The 17784-nt window shown below is 48.5% G+C and carries 16 protein-coding genes; 2 read left to right on the top strand and 14 right to left on the bottom strand.

The features are described from left to right. Window positions 1–6: 6 nt before the first annotated feature. Both QVP94_RS05390 and QVP94_RS05385 read right to left on the bottom strand, forming a co-directional pair. Window positions 7–1035: an agmatine deiminase family protein gene (locus QVP94_RS05390; protein WP_022192139.1), complete on the bottom strand. Its 1029-nt coding sequence runs from the start codon at window positions 1033–1035 to the stop codon at window positions 7–9. Further along, entirely contained in the window at window positions 1025–2374 is a 1350-nt protein-coding gene (locus tag QVP94_RS05385; protein ID WP_022192138.1) for an MATE family efflux transporter, read from the bottom strand. Before QVP94_RS05385 ends, QVP94_RS05390 begins: the two co-directional genes overlap by 11 nt. A 62-nt stretch (window positions 2375–2436) precedes the next feature. Between QVP94_RS05385 and msrC the strand changes: the two genes are divergently transcribed. Further along, window positions 2437–2913, top strand: coding sequence for a free L-methionine (R)-S-oxide reductase MsrC (gene msrC, locus QVP94_RS05380; protein WP_022192137.1), 477 nt, complete (start codon window positions 2437–2439; stop codon window positions 2911–2913). Window positions 2914–3064: 151 nt separating this feature from the next. Here the strand turns inward: msrC and QVP94_RS05375 are convergent, their stop codons facing one another. The 9 genes from QVP94_RS05375 to QVP94_RS05335 form a co-directional block, all read right to left on the bottom strand. Continuing rightward, window positions 3065–5944, bottom strand: a complete 2880-nt coding sequence (locus QVP94_RS05375) for a PD-(D/E)XK nuclease family protein (RefSeq protein ID WP_022192136.1) — start codon at window positions 5942–5944, stop codon at window positions 3065–3067. A 69-nt stretch (window positions 5945–6013) separates the two neighbouring features. Next, window positions 6014–7006 (bottom strand): L-glyceraldehyde 3-phosphate reductase, encoded by a 993-nt coding sequence (gene mgrA, locus QVP94_RS05370; protein WP_022192135.1) that lies wholly within the window; start codon window positions 7004–7006, stop codon window positions 6014–6016. 19 nt (window positions 7007–7025) lie between these two features. Then, window positions 7026–8561, bottom strand: coding sequence for a sulfatase (locus tag QVP94_RS05365; RefSeq protein ID WP_022192134.1), 1536 nt, complete (start codon window positions 8559–8561; stop codon window positions 7026–7028). A 181-nt stretch (window positions 8562–8742) separates the two neighbouring features. Continuing rightward, the gene (locus tag QVP94_RS05360) at window positions 8743–9204 is read right to left on the bottom strand and encodes a DUF4293 domain-containing protein (RefSeq protein ID WP_005862150.1); all 462 of its coding nucleotides are present in this window, start codon (window positions 9202–9204) and stop codon (window positions 8743–8745) included. Between the two features lie 76 nt (window positions 9205–9280). Further along, complete coding sequence (locus QVP94_RS05355) at window positions 9281–9613, bottom strand: DNA-directed RNA polymerase subunit omega (RefSeq protein ID WP_005856752.1); 333 nt, start codon at window positions 9611–9613, stop codon at window positions 9281–9283. 24 nt (window positions 9614–9637) lie between these two features. Next, window positions 9638–10447, bottom strand: a complete 810-nt coding sequence (locus QVP94_RS05350) for an outer membrane protein assembly factor BamD (protein WP_005856750.1) — start codon at window positions 10445–10447, stop codon at window positions 9638–9640. Window positions 10448–10513: 66 nt separating this feature from the next. Further along, window positions 10514–10939 (bottom strand): ACT domain-containing protein, encoded by a 426-nt coding sequence (locus QVP94_RS05345; protein WP_005856748.1) that lies wholly within the window; start codon window positions 10937–10939, stop codon window positions 10514–10516. Window positions 10940–10959: 20 nt separating this feature from the next. After that, window positions 10960–12261: a phenylacetate--CoA ligase family protein gene (locus tag QVP94_RS05340; protein ID WP_005856746.1), complete on the bottom strand. Its 1302-nt coding sequence runs from the start codon at window positions 12259–12261 to the stop codon at window positions 10960–10962. 106 nt (window positions 12262–12367) lie between these two features. Further along, window positions 12368–13177 carry a 3-keto-disaccharide hydrolase gene (locus QVP94_RS05335; RefSeq protein ID WP_022192133.1) on the bottom strand — a complete coding sequence of 270 codons (810 nt, stop codon included), beginning with the start codon at window positions 13175–13177 and terminating at the stop codon, window positions 12368–12370. Window positions 13178–13291: 114 nt separating this feature from the next. On the opposite strand from QVP94_RS05335, the gene QVP94_RS05330 reads away from it, so the two are divergent. Beyond that, window positions 13292–13930: an HAD family hydrolase gene (locus QVP94_RS05330; RefSeq protein WP_022192132.1), complete on the top strand. Its 639-nt coding sequence runs from the start codon at window positions 13292–13294 to the stop codon at window positions 13928–13930. A 262-nt stretch (window positions 13931–14192) separates the two neighbouring features. On the opposite strand, the gene QVP94_RS05325 is transcribed toward QVP94_RS05330, so the two are convergent. Genes QVP94_RS05325 through nhaD form a run of 3 tightly spaced genes read right to left on the bottom strand, consistent with a single transcriptional unit; the run spans window position 14193 to window position 17781 of the window. Continuing rightward, entirely contained in the window at window positions 14193–14675 is a 483-nt protein-coding gene (locus QVP94_RS05325) for a porin family protein (RefSeq protein WP_008772096.1), read from the bottom strand. Window positions 14676–14718: 43 nt separating this feature from the next. Then, window positions 14719–16359 carry a dipeptidase gene (locus QVP94_RS05320; RefSeq protein ID WP_022192131.1) on the bottom strand — a complete coding sequence of 547 codons (1641 nt, stop codon included), beginning with the start codon at window positions 16357–16359 and terminating at the stop codon, window positions 14719–14721. 12 nt (window positions 16360–16371) lie between these two features. Next, entirely contained in the window at window positions 16372–17781 is a 1410-nt protein-coding gene (gene nhaD, locus QVP94_RS05315; protein WP_022192130.1) for a sodium:proton antiporter NhaD, read from the bottom strand. Window positions 17782–17784 lie beyond the last annotated feature (3 nt).

Here is a 17784-nt window from a genome sequence, read left to right as displayed (position 1 = left end):
TAGTTGTTATTCGATAAAGCCTTCCGGATACTGCATCGTTACGCAATGCAGGGAACCGTGTTGCTTGATAAGCGGAAGGCAATTGATACCCACGATCTCACGGTCCGGGAACGCCTCCCGCAAAGCCGCTTTAGCGATCTCATCCTTCGGTGAGTCATAGAACGGAACCAATACGGCCCCATTCATGATCAGAAAATTAGCGTAGGTAGCGGGCAAGCGTTCCCCTTCCCATTCCACCTTATCGGCCATCGGAAGTGGAATCAGACGATAAGGCTCACCATTCGCCCTAGTAAACTCCTTGATCTCCTCCTCCATCGCCTTCAGTTCCTCATAATGCTCGTCTTCCTCATCCTCGCAGCGGACATAAGCGATCGTATCCTCGCTACAGAAACGGGCGAGCGTATCCACGTGGCTATCCGTATCGTCTCCGGCTAAATAACCGCTGGTAATCCAAAGGATACGATCCAAGCCAAATACGTCTTTCAAATAACGTCCCAATTCCTCCTGTTGCAAATACTCATTACGGTTTACGGATGCCAGACACTCAACGGTAGTCATCAACGTACCTTTCCCATCCGATTCGATACTACCGCCTTCCAGCACGAAAGGTTGCATATTAGCGGGCACCACCTCACCGGAGAAGGTCTTCATATGACAAAGATTACGGGTAATCAAATTATCATGATTGGCGGCGAACTTCATTCCCCAGCCATTGAACACGAAATCATAAAGCATGGGCGTTCCCTCATCGAAGACGGAGATCCCCCCGTGATCCCGTGCCCACGTATCGTTCGTATCCATCTCACGGAAAATGACACGGTCATAATCAACCTCACCCAATTGTTCACGTACGGCGGTCTCGTCCGGACAGACAATCAATAACTTCTCTCGCTTGATCACTTCCTTGGCGATAGCCACGAAGCAAGGAATCACCTCGTCCAATATCGGGGCCCAATCCGTATTCTCATGCGGCCACGTAAGCTGCACGGCACTTTGCGGATACCATTCCGCAGGTAATATCACGTTATGTTCCATATTTGAATTGTTTAAATTGTTTCACAAGCACGATCGCCGTCACGATCGCCGCCACCGTATCGGCGATAGGCATACTGATCCAGACACCGAGAGTTCCGAATAACGGGGGGAGGAGGATTAAACAGGGTATCAAGAAAAGCATCTGCCGGGTCAAGGAGAGAAAGATCGCTTTCTTAGACATGCCGATGGAAAGGAAGAAGTTAGTCGCCACCATCTGGAAGCCCACGATCGGGAATACGGCGAAGACGATGTGCAGGCCATAAGAGGCGGCACTGATCAACTCCCCGTCACTCGTAAACATACGGACGATCCACGACGGCACCAACTGGCAAAGCAAGAACCCCAGCGTAGCCACTCCTACCGCCCAGCGCATCGTCAGCCGGGTCACGTCCGTCACCCGGGAATAGAGTCGGGCACCATAATTATAACCGGCTATCGGTTGCATACCCTGATTAAATCCCATGATAATCATCACGAAAAGAAAAGCGATACGGTTCACGATACCATAAGCGCCAATCGCCATATCTCCCCCATGCTCTTTCAATCCCCGGTTGATAAGGATCACGATCAAGCAGGAACAAAGGTTCATCAAGAACGGAGATAAACCGATCGACAAGATACCTTTCACGATCTCCGAGCGCAGCCTATAAATACCTTTCTTGAAATGAAGGAGTTGTTTCGGTCCCGAGAAATGAATCAACTGCCCGGTAAGCGAGATCACCTGCGAGATCACCGTCGCCCAAGCCGACCCCTTTATACCCCATCCAAACCCAAAGATAAACAACGGATTCAAGGCGCAATTGATAACGACCGACGCCAACGTAGCATACATCGCCATCTTCGGGAAGCCCGAGGAGCGCAAGACCGCATTTAATCCCAGATACATATGCGTAACCACATTGCCATACAGAATAATCCGCATATAATCACGGGCATATGAGATCGTGTTCTCACTAGCACCGAAAAAGTACAGCACGGGATCAAGCAAGAACAAGAAAGCGATCGTGAAAGCGACACCCAAAACCACATTCAAGATCAACACATTCCCCAACACCTTATTCGCCCCCTCATAATCTTTCTGCCCCAGCTTCACGGCCACCAACGTAGAGGCGCCGACTCCCACCAACGAACCGAAGGCGGCCGCCAAGTTCATCAACGGAAAGGTCAAGGCTAGGCCGGAAATCGCTAACGCCCCCACTCCATGGCCAATAAAAATGCTATCGGCCATATTATATAAAGAAGAAGCTGTCATTGCGATAATCGCAGGAATCGCATATTGCGTAAGTAATTTACCGATAGGCTCGGTCCCTAATACCAATGGAGAATTTTGTTTTGTCATGCCGCAAAGATACGGATATTTCGATTTATTCTTTATATTCGCGACCTTATAATAGTTTAAATATGGCAGAGGAACTACGGATTAAAAACGGTGATAAACAGGAAATGTATGAGACGTTGCTCCCGCAAATCGCCTCATTGGTAGGTAACGAGACCGACCTAATCGCTAACATGGCGAACATCGCCGCAGCACTCAAGCAGACTTTCGGTTTCTTTTGGGTAGGTTTCTACCGGGTCATAGACAATCAGTTGGTATTAGCGCCTTTTCAAGGCCCTATCGCCTGTACACGTATAAAATACGGAAAAGGGGTATGCGGCACGGCCTGGAAAGAGACCCGTACGATCATCGTACCGGACGTAGACGCTTTCCCGGGACATATCGCTTGTAGCTCCGCTTCACGCTCGGAGATCGTGGTTCCGGTGATATGGGAGGATAAGGTAATCGCCGTTCTGGATATAGACAGCGACAAATTAGACAGTTTTAATGAGACAGATCAGATCTTTTTGGAAAAGATAGTGGAATTGCTTCCTCATCAGTAAGCCTCGCCTCAGTACTTCGCAAGAGGTACCGCAGTACTGCCTAAGAGGTACCGCAGTACTTTGTAAGGAGTACTCCAGTACTATCCGGAGAAATACCACAGTACTTTACAAGGAGTACTCCGGTACTCTCCCAGAAGTACCGGGACAAATGCTACTTACCGCAAATACCCTTGAACGGACAATAAGAACAAGCCTTCCCCGTAGGGGTTTGCGTAAAGGGAATTTCTGGATTGAAGATCTCGTCCAAGCAGCCTCGCAACCCCTCCTCGAACGCTTGGGCATAACCGGAGAAATCCTCTACCTTCTCCGACTTCCCCCGTTCGATACGGTGGTAGACAGATGGGTCGAACGGATCGGCGAAAAGGGAACGGACGTAATAAATGCCCGGTTGTATCGTCTTTCCTTTGTTCTCGGTGAGATGGGCGTACATCCAGCAATACATGAATACCTGCATCACGGCTTTCGCACGATCTTTCTCCTCCTTGTTGAATAGGCTCTCGATACTACTGAAAGTCGTAGTTCCGCTACCGCTCTTGTAATCGATGATACGGATAGCGTCGCGAACCTCGTCCACACGGTCGATAAAGCCTTTCAACCGGATCTCGGAATGGTCGGAAAGGCTGATCAGACCGTTTATCTTACGCTCGGACTCGATGTAAACGAAAGGGGTCAGCTTGCCGTCACGCTCCAAGATTTTCTCCACGTATTTGCGGATCATCTCGCCGATCAGGTAGTTTTGTCCGGTAAGGGAGCGAACCACCTCTGTCTTGAAAAACTCGCTGGCGAAAGCCCGGGCGATAGCTCCGGTAAGCAAGGCCGTATCCTTACGGATCGCTTTCAGCAAATCCACGGTAACCATCTTCCCTTGGAACGGCTTGTAAAGCTCCTCCATCACTTTATGTAAGATACTTCCGAATACATCGCTCTCGATCGTCTCGCTCACCTCCTCTTCCTCTCGAATGCCTTCCACGACGGAAAAATAGAATTTCAACGGGCAATCCAGATACGTATTGATAGCGCTCGCCGAGATCGCCTTGCTCCCCCCTTTCCGGTAAGCGTCTAAACGGCGCATGATATCCTCCCTTTTCGGCACGGCCAATGGCGGGGTCTTGGAGGAAGATACGTTATAGACCACCAATTTATCTCGCATCGGCACCTCGTAATGATAATGCAGCTGGTGAACAAAGCGACTTACCTCTCCCGTCTGCAATCCGTTGCTGCGGGTATCGTATAAAAGGCTCACGTGGCTGGCACGCTCTATCAAACGATAGAAATGGTAGGCCCATACGCTATCTTGATGCTCGTAGGTAGGCAACCCGAAACCCCTGCGTAGGTTATAAGGGATAAAGGAGTTCGCCGCTTTCCGCTGCGGGAAAATACCCTCGTTCATGGATAAGATAATCAGACGGTCGAAATCCAAGGCACGGGTCTCGAGCACACCCATAATCTGGAGGCCGGAAAGCGGCTCGCCGTGGAAGGGGATCGTGATCGTATCAGTCACCCGCTTCAATAGGCGGAAGAAGGTATCTATTTTCATCTCTATACGAGCGTCTTTCATTACCTCTTTCATGCGGTTTACCGTGGTGAAATAATGGAAGATGAACTCTTGCTCCAAATCGTTCGTCCGTAGGGTAGCGTCCTCCTCTTCTTCATCGGAAAGGGCGGACATAACCTTGTTCAGCTCTTCCAACACCTTGATCAGATAGTCCGAGAAGGCCTCCACCCCTGTCACCGGCGTGAACAGGATTTCTAGCAAAGGCGTTTTCCCTAACTCCGTATGCGAGATATAGATCTTGTTGTTCTCCGTGATTTCTTTCACTAAGGAGGAAATAATCTCCGGTGAGGTGGAGAGGATGTAGCGATGGTTCAATACCGGCAGCACGTCACGAAAATAGAACAACGGATTCCGGTCTATGTAGCGTACGTTCTTCTGCAACGCCAAGATATACTCGATCAACGAGGCGACCGGGGTTCCCGCCAAGGGATAACCCATCGTGACGTTGATACGCCGGATTTGCTCCGGTATGGCGTTCAGCACCGGGATCAACAGATGCTCATCGGGCAAGATCACCGCCGTACGCAGGGCTTCTTCCGAGCTCATCTCCGCTTCCTTGCACCAATCGCTCAACAGGGTGTAGACGTGCTTGGCCTGCCCGATACCGGAAGGGATGCCGATCACCTCGATCTCAGTCTTTACCTTCTCCTCGGGGGGTAATTTCATCGAGGAAGGGAAGCTCTTCAAGTTACGGGAGACGAAGTAAGAAGCCTTATTATCCGGATCGGTTACCTTATCGGATACATAATCCCAATAGAAATCCGCTATCTTCCGCTTCTGCAACTGGGCTAAGAAACGTTCTTCCGATACGGACAAGGCGTTCAAACCGACAAAGACAATTTGCTCGTAAGGTAAATCCGGAGACTCGCCCCGTTCCATGCTTTCCACGACCTCCCGGAAGATCATGCCCTCGTAGCCTTTTCCCTCGGCGGCCAAGGTCGCACGGAATTCCTCATAGAGATCGTATAGCACTTGCCAGACCGCCAAGAACTGTTGCTGGTTCGGCGTATCGCCCCGGGGATAAAAACTGGACCAGAAACTACGGATAGCGGCGATCTGCTCATCACTTAAGAAATCGAAATCATTCTCTATCTCCCGTAGGTCCGTCACGTTACTGAATAGCATGCGGGCATTTGCCATGTACTTATCGATATCGTCGAAGTCGTTGAGCAACATCTCGCCCCAATACAGGAATTCATCGAAAGTCTCGGTGGAACCGCTTTGGCGGATGTAGATGTCGTACAGGGTAAAAAGCATACTGATCCGGTCGGCGGATTGTTTTCCGCTCAACTGGATAAAGAGATCGTTGATCGTAAGGATTGTCGGAGAGAAAAGGGGAATATCGGCTACCTCCGAGAGATATTTCTGGAAGAAAAGTCCCGTACGCCGGTTTGGGAAAACAAAGGCCAGACGACTGACCTCCGCTCCCCATTTCTCGTAAAAAAGAGACGCTACTTGATATAAGAACGGTTTCATTTATTCAAAAATTTGTACAGGCTGTAGAGACGGGGCACGCCCCGTCTCTACAATCGGATACGATTCACGTTATATTAAGATGTTCTCTATCTCCTGCAATTCTTCCCCGGAGAAAGAGATATTATCTAACGCTTTCAGGTTATCCATCAATTGGGCGACAGAGCTAGCGCCAATTAATACGCTAGTTACCCGTTCGTCCTTTAATAACCAAGCGAGCGCCATCTCCGCCAAGGTCTGTCCACGGCGGGCGGCTACCTCGTTTAGCTTACGGGCCTTTTCCACGGCCTCCGGGGTAACTTGAGAGGTCTGCAAATGACCGGTCGATTTCGCCGCACGGGAATTCTCCGGAATTCCACGCAAATACTTATCCGTAAGCAAGCCTTGCGCCAACGGCGAGAACGCTATCATACCCACACCCTCTTCCTTCAATACAGGCAATAAATCCGGTTCCGTCCAACGATCGAACATCGAATAGCGGGCTTGGTGAATCAAGCAAGGCACCTTATGTTCTTTCAGTACGGCCAAGGCCTTACGGGTCTGGTCCGCATCATAGTTGGAGATACCTACATACAAAGCCTTTCCTTGCCGGACGATATCAGCCAAGGCCTCCATCGTCTCCTCGATCGGAGTCTCCGGGTCCGGACGATGGGAGTAAAAGATATCCACGTATTCCAGTCCCATCCGTTTCAAGCTCTGATCCAAGCTAGCCATTAAATATTTACGGCTTCCCCAGTTCCCATACGGTCCCGGCCACATATCGTAGCCCGCCTTCGTAGAGATAATCATCTCATCCCGATAAGCGCCCAAGCCCTTCTTCAATATCCGGCCAAAATTCTCCTCCGCCGATCCGTAGGCCGGACCATAGTTATTCGCCAAGTCGAAATGAGTCACGCCATGATCGAATGCGGCGTGAGCGATCTGGATAAAATTACTGAACACATCCACACTACCAAAGTTGTGCCACAATCCCAAGGAAACGGCCGGCAATAAGATACCGCTCCGTCCGCACCGCCGATATATCATATCCGCATAGCGATTCTCTTCCGCTTTGTAAAACTCCATATGCTCTTTCTTTTTTTAATTAATATATCTCATCCGGCCAAGGAACCGGTTTGCCTGTCGCCTTAAACGACGGACGTTGCCCGTCCACTTTCCGTAAATACGTACCCAATTCCCCGGACAGACGCTTTACGATATCGGGATGCTGCCTTGCCACGTCATTATGTTCCCCTATATCCTCCGTGATATTAAACAATTCCTTCTTCCCCGTCTCGTAATAATAGATCAGTTTCCAGTCTCCATTACGAACCGAGCAAGTCGGACCGATTCCCGGCCCGTCATTACCCCATATATTCGGGCAGTTCCAGAATAAGCTACGTCCCACGGAAGGATCTCCCGTACCTTTTAATAAAGGCATGAAACTGACGCCATCTATCGGCTGTACGGTCTTATACCCCTTTATGCCTGCCATCTCCAAGATAGTTGGATAGAAATCCTCTATAATCAAGTATTTATCACATTTGCTTCCCGGCTTCACCACCCCCGGCCAACGCACGATCATAGGCTCACGGACTCCTCCCTCATAGGCGGAGCCTTTACCACTGTTCAAGGGATAGTTTTGCGTATGGATCTCTCCGTCACGCCATCCGGGCTCGCTGGAAAGACCGCCGTTATCGCTCATGAAGATCACGATCGTGTTATCCGCCTCGCCATTCTTCTCCAACCAGTCCATCAAATCGCCCAGACTCTTATCCATTCCCTCTATCAAGGCAGCGTAAGCCGCCTCTTTAGCCGTTAACCCCTTATCGATATATTTCTGGTAGAAACGCTTGTCCTTATCAATCGGGATATGGATCGCATAATGTGACATATATAGGTAGAACGGCTGGTTATATTTCTTAGCCTTGTCCAACGCCTTGATCGCCTCCTGCGTCAAGGCCTCCGTAGCGAAGGTGTCGCTTCCCCAATACTTTTCCAATCCGGGGATAGCGTTCGGAGCGTAAGGTTTACCATCCTTGGTATGCCCGTAATTATTCTCGCCGAGGTAACTGGCGAGACCTCCGGCGGCATGCCCGGCTATATTGACCTCGAATCCCCAATGATGCGGGTCCTCCCCCGGGGTATCGATCGCCCCGAAATGCGCCTTGCCGCAATGGATCGTGTGATATCCGTTATTCTTCAATATCTGCACGAATGAAGTACCCACAAACGTATTATTCGTCCCGCCCACTTGGGCCACGCCGTTATAATTCCAATCCGGCAGGGTAAGCACATCACTCTCCCGGTCGGTCGTCTTATCCTTAAAAAGTGTCCAGTTCGTAACCCGGTGACGGGCGGCGTTCGTCCCCGTGATCAAGCTGCAACGGGTAGGCGAGCTGATACTACTAGCGTAGGCTTGGGTAAACATCATACCCCCTTTCGCCAATCGTTCCATGTTCGGGGTCTCATATACCTCATTATAATGCGTCTTTTGAGTCCAGAAAGGCAAGGACGTATCCTCCCATCCCATATCATCCACCAAGAACAGGATAATATTCGGGGGACAACTGGTATTCTGGGCGTTCGCTACCGCCGATACCGACAATAAAGCGATGGGGATAAGCTGAGTCTTCTTCATGATTGGTAACGGATATTTGTATTCTACGAAAGTAGATATATTTCACCGAAAAACAATATTGTTTCATATACAAAATAATATTGTCTTATGTATTATACTTTTCCGGACATAAAATAAGGGGCCCTTGACAAAAAGAGTCCCTTACCTAATATCTTATACCCAATGATTTATCTGGAAAGCCTTAACGCAAACGATCCAAAGAACGTACCAGCGCCTCATCGGCCCCGATATTACGGATCGCCAGATAATCCAAGATCAGATTGACCAACGGGAAGGAAAGAGCGATCTTAACACTTACGCTGGCACCTTCCATATCCCCCTTCAAGGAATAGATCAAGAAGGCAAAGAAACCATAAAAGCCCAATATCAGCAATGCGTTGAACACGCAAAGACGGATTTGCAGGATTCTTTTCTTATATAAGAAGATCGTCACTAAGGCAATGATAGCGATGATAGCAGTCAAGGCAAATAAGCCCCATGCCGGGTATAGTAATTCCGGCTCACCGATCATCGTGCTCAACCCGCTAGCATCGAACGAAAAGAGAGCGTCTCCTTGTTGCAACACGGCCAACGGCAAGAATAAGGTAGCGACCGTAAGCGCCACGATAATTAGCAGGTAAACAGTTTGTATTCTTTGTAACATGGTAATTAGTTCGTTTTAAATGGAAAGGCCGACTCATTTGAGGGTCAGCCTTTCCGATGTTCAAAAATATTTCTTCTTAGAAGTTATTCTTCTCTTTAGCAGGATTCTTGTAATAAACCTTGCCATCCTCGTACTCTTGAGCGGCGATCAACGTTGATTTCGGAAGTTTCTCATAGTAGCGTGAAATCTCGATCTGCTCACGGTTTTCAAAGACTTCCTCCAAGTTGTCATTGTAAGAAGCGAACTCTTGAAGTTTCTTTTCCAGATCTTGTTTCATCTCAACACTAATCTGATTCGCCCGTTTTGAAATGATAGCGACTGTCTCATATACGTTACCCGTTTCTTCACTTAACTTCATCATGTCACGGGTTACCGTATTGGTAGGAGCGTTTGATTTTCTGTAATCCATTTTCGTTTTATTGATTAAATTCGCTTAATATGCATCTGTAATTCGCTTGCTGGCATAGTCGTAGAACTTCGTTACCTGCTTTACGTAGTTACCTTCCGGATACTCGTTCATGTAGTTGTAATACTCGTCAACCACATCCCGGTAACGGCCCTGCAACTTCTCCTCTACGGATACTAGCGCCAACTCGTACTTCGCACGGATGATAAGGAACATGAATTCCTCACGATACTTGGAATACGGGTAATTCTTCAAGGCGTTCTGCGCCGTGATCACGCAAGACTGGAAGTTATTCCCCATATAGGTACCTAGATTGAAATACAAGCGGGTGGCCATCAATTCCTTGTAAGCCAACTTCTCCTGAAGCTCGAACATGATGTTCTGCGCTTCCTCGGCCCGTTCACTTTGCGGATAATACTCCAAATAAAGTTGCAACTGCTCGATCGCCTTATACGTCTGCGACTGGTCTAACCGGGGATCCGGAGAGTCCAGATACAAACCATAACCGGAATAGAAACGGGATAATTCCGTAAACTCCCCTTTCGGATAGGTCGTATAATAGGTCTCGAAGTATTGCGAAGCCGTCTGATAATCTTTCTGACCGTAATAGCTTTGCGCCAACAAGTACAAGGACTCCTCGGCATAAGCTGTTCCTTTAAAGATTGTAACCAGTTCATCCAGCAGAGTAGCGGATTTCGAGTATTGCTTCGCGTTGAAGTATTTCTTCGCGTACGAATATTTCAATTCGTAATCCGTGCTCTTCAGTATCTTATTATACTCTCCACAAGAGGATAATAGTACTGTCATCATCATCAGTAAAAATACAACCTTTTTCATTCACATACTTTTAGCGTGCAAAATTAGTGCTTTTAGGCGAATAAATGAAACCCAAAACGTTAATATTTACAACTTATATAAATCGCTAGCAGCGATCAATTCCAATTTATTCGCTTTCAAAACCTCCGCGCACTTATTGACATCGTCCGGACGGATGATCACGTTAGCAGCGTCGCCTTGAGAAAAAGCGTACATATATTCAATGAAGATCCCGGCCGAGGTAATGATATCCATCGCCTTTGCCAAGGCTCCCGGCTGGTTGGGACAATGCAAGCATACCACGTCGGCCACGCTTACAGCGTATAACTTTTCACGAAGCACGGATATCGCTTTCTCCGTATCGGATACGATTAGGCGAAGGATACCGAAATCGGAATTCTCGGCTACCGTGAAAGCGGACATATTGACCCCTGCCTCCCCTAATATCTTGGCGACTTCCGTAAAACGGCCTTTCTTGTTTTCCAGAAAGATTGATAATTGTTTTATTAACATAGTACTTAATCTTTTAGAGGTTATACTAACTTACGTTTATCGATCACGTGTTTTGCCTTACCCATACTACGTTCGATACTACGCGGCTCCACGATCTTGATGTCCGGTTGCAAACCGATCACGCTCTGCATGCGGGCGGCGATCTTCTTTTTCAAGGCGATCATCTTGTTCATCTCGTCCGAGTAGTATTCTTGGCGAACCTCCACCTGTATCTGGAAGGTATCGGTATTGTTCATACGATCCACCACGATCAGGTAATGCGCCTCAAACTCCGGCAGCTCCAAAATTACGGATTCTACCTGAGACGGGAAAACATTTACGCCACGAATAATCAACATATCGTCACTTCTACCTAAAATACGTCCCATACGAACCGCCGTACGTCCACAGGCGCACTTCTCGTAAGTCAGCGAGGTCAAATCACGTGTACGGTAACGAAGCATCGGCATACCCTCCTTCGTAAGCGTGGTGAAGACCAACTCTCCTACTTGTCCCGGTTCCACCGGTTGTAAGGTATTCGGGTCCACGATCTCCGGGAAGAAATGGTCTTCCCACAGGTGGGTACCGTTCTGGCACTCACACTCGCCTCCAACGCCCGGCCCGCAGATTTCCGTCAAGCCATAGATATCGTAAGCTTTGATATTTAGTTTTGTCTCTAATTCCTTACGCATATTCTCCGTCCAAGGCTCGGCACCGAACGCTCCGACACGTAGCTGGAATTCCTCCAAGGGAATACCGGACTGGTGGATGGTCTCCGCCAGATACAAGGCGTACGAGGGCGTACAAGCCAAACCCTTCGCACCGAAGTCGTGCATCAACTGGATTTGTTTTTGGGTATTACCGCTACTCATCGGGATCACCGTACCACCGATATTCTCCACTCCGGCATGGGCACCCAAGCCTCCGGTAAACATTCCGTAACCATAGGATACTTGCACGGAATCGTTCTTTGTCAAACCATAGGCGGTCAGGCAACGAGCCACCACCTCGGCCCAAATACCCAAGTCCTTACGGGTATATCCCACGACGATAGGCTTACCTGTCGTACCGGAAGAGGCATGCAGACGGACGATCTCGGACATCGGCACGGCCATCAAGCCGAAAGGATAGTTATCACGCAAGTCTTGTTTTACCGTGAACGGTAATTTCGTTATATCATCTATTGTCTGTATATCGTCGGGAGCAATGCCCATCTCCTGCATTTTCTTGCGATAAAACGGGGAGTTATGGTAAGCATGTTCAACAACTCTTTTCAACCGTAGGCTCTGTAGTTTCCGCATTTCCTCACGGTCCATACATTCAATAGTTTCGTTCCAAATCATGGTATTTGTCTGTTATCTTTTAAAGTTAGTAGTCTAAATTCGCCGCAAAGTAACAACTTTTTTTAAATCGGCACCCTTTTGTTACGAAAAATTAGTCACGAGGCGATCATTTCAACTCCTTCACCTTGATATTGCGGAACGCTACCTCATCCCCATGATCCTGCAAAAGGATGTGTCCTTTCGGAGCCTCGCCGAAAGCACCACCCGCATTATAAGATGGATCAGCGTATTTACTGCCCTTCACCAAATCACGGAACTCCTTGCTGCCACGCTCGTACTCCAATACCTTCACACCATTCAGCCAGTGCTCTACGTGGTTGTTCGGGAATACCTTCACCACGGCCGTATTCCACTCTCCTACGCCGTTGAAATGGATGTTCTCGCTTTTCTTCAGATCATACAAGCTTCCAAGGGTACGACTACCGGGGAAAGTCGTGTAAAGCTTGGCATCCGGGTGCTTAGCGTCATCCAATAGCTGGAACTCCAAGCCGTAAGCGGAGCCTTTTTGCTTCTCTTGCTCGGTCACGAAGTATTTAATACCGCTGTTGGCCCCTTCGGTGATCTTAAAATCCACACTGAACTCAAAGGCGGAATATTCATCCTCCGTAACGATATCGCCTCCGTTCGTAGACTCGCTACCATCGGATTTCTGCACGATCAATTCGCCGTCTTTCACCATCCATCCGTGATCCGGGAAAGCGTCTTTGTGCGCTCCACGCCAACCTTTCGTTGTCTTACCGTCAAAAAGGAGCGCCCAACCCTCGGCTTTCTCTTGGTCGGTCAATTGATTGATCGCCGGTGTAATTACGGCCATCGGTACTACCTTAGCTGTCTCTTCCGTGCTTTGCGTGTTTTTTCCACCGCAGGCGCAAAGGATCATAGCGCTCATGGCGGTACAAATTACTAGTGTCTTCATGTCTTATTTATTTTTAATATATATATAATCAAGCTATGTGTGCGTCCACAAAGATAATTGATTTCATAAAAAATAGACGTATCTTCGCGATATAAATATTAAATGATTATTTATATGAAACAACCAAAGACCGCCTTGTTCGATTTTGACGGCGTAGTAGTAGATACGGAACCTATTTACGATTTATTCTGGAACGATGCCGCTAAACGTTATGGCTTAGGTATCGATAATTTCGCTGATATTATAAAGGGTACGACCCTACCGTATATTCTGGAGAAGTATTTTTCCGGATATACGGAGGAGTTCCGCCAAATGGTGACCAAAGAATCCACGGAGTATGAGAAGACGATGCCCTTGCCTCCCATGCCCGGCTCCATCGAGTTCATCCGTATGCTGAAGGAGCACGGCGTACAGATAGGCTTGGTTACCAGCTCGGATAACGCGAAGGTGAAACGGGCTTTCGGGCTTCTACATCTGGACAATCTATTCGATACCCTAGTGACCGCCGACCGCATCACGCAAGGTAAGCCCGATCCGATGTGTTATCTATTGGCGGCGAAAGACTTGAACGTATCTCCCGAGGATTGTATCGTATTCGAGGATTCTTTCAACGGCATACAGTCCGGGAAGGACGCAGGGATGCGTGTCATCGGGTTAAGTACGACGAATCCGGCGGAATCTTTAAGAGATAAAGTATATGAGGTAATCCCCAATTTCGAGAAAGTCACGTTCGAGGATTATTTGAGATGGTAAGCAATCGAGAAAAAGGAAATGATTATTTCCTTCATTCCTTCACCTACCCCTTTACACACACCCACACACATGTATGCGTACATTAATAATACGCGTATGCGTATACGTGCGTGTGTGTGTGTGTGTAGGAGCCGGTGAAGGAATGAAGGAATAAAGGAAACGCCTGTACCGGCAATGGGCTACACCAGTATCGGCGAGAGCCGGAAGCAGTACTGGTGTAACCCCACGGCAGTACTGCCGTGGGGCTGTGACTATATTGGGATCAGAAACTATATCCTACGCGAACACCCAGCATGGCCTGATCGAAATCCTTGATGATATTATACTTCACCTCCAATCCTATCGAAAGATTGTCGGTAGCATAAACCTCACCGCCTAAACCGATATTGGCTCCCAGACGAGTCTCGTTATGAGAAAGGCCATGGCCCGCATCCCAATTCCAAAAGGACAGACTAAGCCCCGCTAATGGATAAAAACCGAACATCTCACTTAACTTCACTACATAATGAGCATTCAAGTCGATCGCCCAAGTGCTGTGATTATCATTCTTTACGAAATAAGTAAGAGAGGGGCTCAAACGTACCGCATCCGTGATACAATAGCGGTAATCAACTCCTAACGTGGCATTCTTCGAATCGAATCCATAACCGATGTTAAATCCCACGGCAGATTGTCCTTGCTGCGTCTGCGCATAAGCTCCCAGACTAAAGACTGCTAACATCAGCATCATTACAAACTTTTTCATACGCTTTCTTTCGTTTAGTTCAACATTAGATTATTATTGGTATTTATTTTACTTTCAGTCGATCGCCGGCACTCTTCACGATGCTACGGTAATAGTCCTCGTCATATCCGGGAAAATCGGGAGACGCAGGCTGGCCGTACGGATTACGCTTGAACTGTCCGTTCACCTCTTTCTTCACGTTTCCATCAATGTATTTTACCAGCAAATACTCACCCAATTGCTTCCAGCGGGCGGTAGCGGAGTCTGAATTAGTCGTGCTATACCACGTCAAGAACTTGACAGCCTCCGCCGGGTCCTTGGCATACAACTCCTGAGCCGCCTTATCGATAGCCGGTACGGTCTCTTGATAACCATTCTCCAACTCTTGCTGTACCTTACGGATATCCTTAATCATGAAGCTATATTTGTGGTAAGCCATATTAGCCACCCAGTTATGAATCCAGAAAGCGGAAGTCCAAGAGAAGTTCAGCAAATCGCCGTTTCCCACCCGATAGCACTCCGGAACATCCGTTACCGACGCATATACAGGAGTGAAGACCGCCATATCAGCGTCGTCCACGGCAAACCACAAGATACCACCGATAGCATCCGGCAACCAGTTACGCATTTGTGGAACAATCACGAAGCCCGTTTGTTGCGTCGCTATGGCACGTTCATTCGTATATTCCTGCCCGTCTACCTCGAACGTCATCGGCCGCCAGCGGTAAGGAACCTTATACGAGCCGGCACCGGCATCTTTCGTCATATCCAGATCCGTTCCCTCGTAATGGTCGCGCATGCCATTCTGTACGTCTTGAACGGAAAGCTTACGATTCGGCTTCACATACAGAGGCATCGGCTCCTTGGAAGGATCACCCTTGATAAAATCCGTATACTGATCCATCGTGGTATCATATTTACGGAAGAAAGACCATACACGAGCCTCGCATCCACGCAAGGCGCTGAAATCATACGGGCAATAAGCCTTGGCGAAACTGAAATCAGCGTCCTTTCCCTTGAAATATCCTTTCTCACGGGCGAAAGAAACCACATCCGGCGAGTACATGCAATTCTCCTTATCGTCAAACGGTATCTGCTGGATACGGGACTGGTTGGCATGCGCCGAGATACAATCGTCCGGGATGCGGATCGCTACCCAAACGGCACCTTTGTTACCCGGTCCCTTACCGATCATCTCCATCACCCAAGCCTCGTTCTTATCGGCGATAGAGAACGTCTCGCCACTGCTGTAATAGCCATATTCCTTTACTAAGTCCGTCATGACCTTGATCGCCTCACGGGCCGACTTGGAACGTTGCAAAGCGATGTAGATCAAGCTACCGTAATCCATGATACCCGTCGTATCCACCAATTCATGGCGTCCGCCGAACGTACTCTCCGTGATAGCCACCTGATGCTCGTTCATGTTACCCACTACGGAATAGGTCTTCTCCACTTGGGCGATCTTGCCCAGCGGTTTCCCCGTATCCCATTCCTTCACTTCCAACATGGCGCCCTTCGGCCATGTAGCGGCGGGCCAACGATACATCTCCCCATACAGGGAATGCGAGTCCGCCGCATAACTAATCATTACCGAACCGTCTGTCGAAGCCTTCTTGCCCACCAGCAAACCGGTACAGGCGATAGCCTCCACCCCGGATAACAGGGCGGCGCAAGCGGTTAATAAAATCCAACTCTTCTTCATATAAATAAAGTTTTAAGCAAATAAAAGCATATATACACCGGCGCCGCAACAATAGCCGATCAACGCCAAGATAGAGAACCGTTTCGTATAATACATAAAATCGATCTTCTCCAATCCCATTACCGTAACGCCCGTAGCCGATCCGATGATCAAGATGCTACCACCCGTCACGGCGCAATAGGCCAAGAAGGTCCAGAAACCACCGTCCGATACGAAGAACTGGGCGTAAGGCGATAAGTCGGCCACCTGCTCCACGATCGGGTACATACCCATCGTAGCAGCTACCAAGGCTACGTTATCCACGCAGGAGGACAAGGCGCCGATCACGAAGCTGATCAGATACGGCTCATGCACATGCTTATCCAAGAAAGCGGACATGATCCCTAGCTGCCCGGAAGTCTCCAATGCTCCCACGGCCATCAAGATCCCCAAGAAAAAGAAGATCGTAGCCAAATCGATATTCGGCAACAATTGGGAAATACGGAGTTTCTGGGACTCATGCATGTGCAGCTTGCTATACATCAAATCCGTATAGAACCAAAGGATCACCAATCCCAGCAAGACGCCCAAGAACGGCGGCAAGTTCGTCACCATCTGGAAGACAGGCACCAACGCCAAGGAAAGCACGCCGATCACAAAGATCATCCGACGTGAGCGGTTCGGTATCTCTGGTATGTACTCGTCACCTTGCTCCTCCTCGCTCAACACACGCAAGGTAGATCCTTTCTTGAACAACCAGAAATGGGCGATCGTCAACGGCACCAACATATTAACCAAAGCAGGGATAAATACGTGAGAGATCTGGTGCATCGCCGAGATATTCTTTCCGACCCAAAGCAAGATGGTCGTCACATCACCAATCGGCGACCATGAGCCACCGGCGTTCGCCGCTATAATCACCATACAGGCATATTTCAAACGATCCGTACGATCCGGTACCAGCTTACGCAACACCGCCATGATCACGATAGCGGCTGCCAAGTTATCCAACAAGGCGGAGAAGAAAAAAGTAGCGAAACTTATATACCACAACAGCTTACGTTTATTCGGCGTACGGATATACCCGGTCACGGCCCTAAAACCACCATGCTTATCCACGATATCCACGATCAACATGGAACACATCACGAAGAAAAGCGTCTCGGAGACGTTTCCTAAATGATAAACAATCGCACGGTTCGATATAAAATTAATAAATTGCTCATGCGGGGGCAAGCTGGCCATCTCCGGGTTCTGGGTCAAGAACTCTTGAAAGATCGTATTAGAGCGTTCGACGAAAATATTGTAGGCATCGAACATCAATATCATCCACATAGAGATAGCCATGAACAACGCTATGGCCGCTTTATTTATTTTGATCTTATCCTCCAAGGCAATAGCGAGGATTCCTAAGACAAAAATGACAGGCATTAAAATGAACATATA

Source organism: Parabacteroides sp. CAG:2 (assembly GCF_000436315.1).
In the GTDB taxonomy this organism is placed as follows: domain Bacteria; phylum Bacteroidota; class Bacteroidia; order Bacteroidales; family Tannerellaceae; genus Parabacteroides; species Parabacteroides distasonis.
This window is presented reverse-complemented; position numbering and strand designations above follow the sequence as displayed.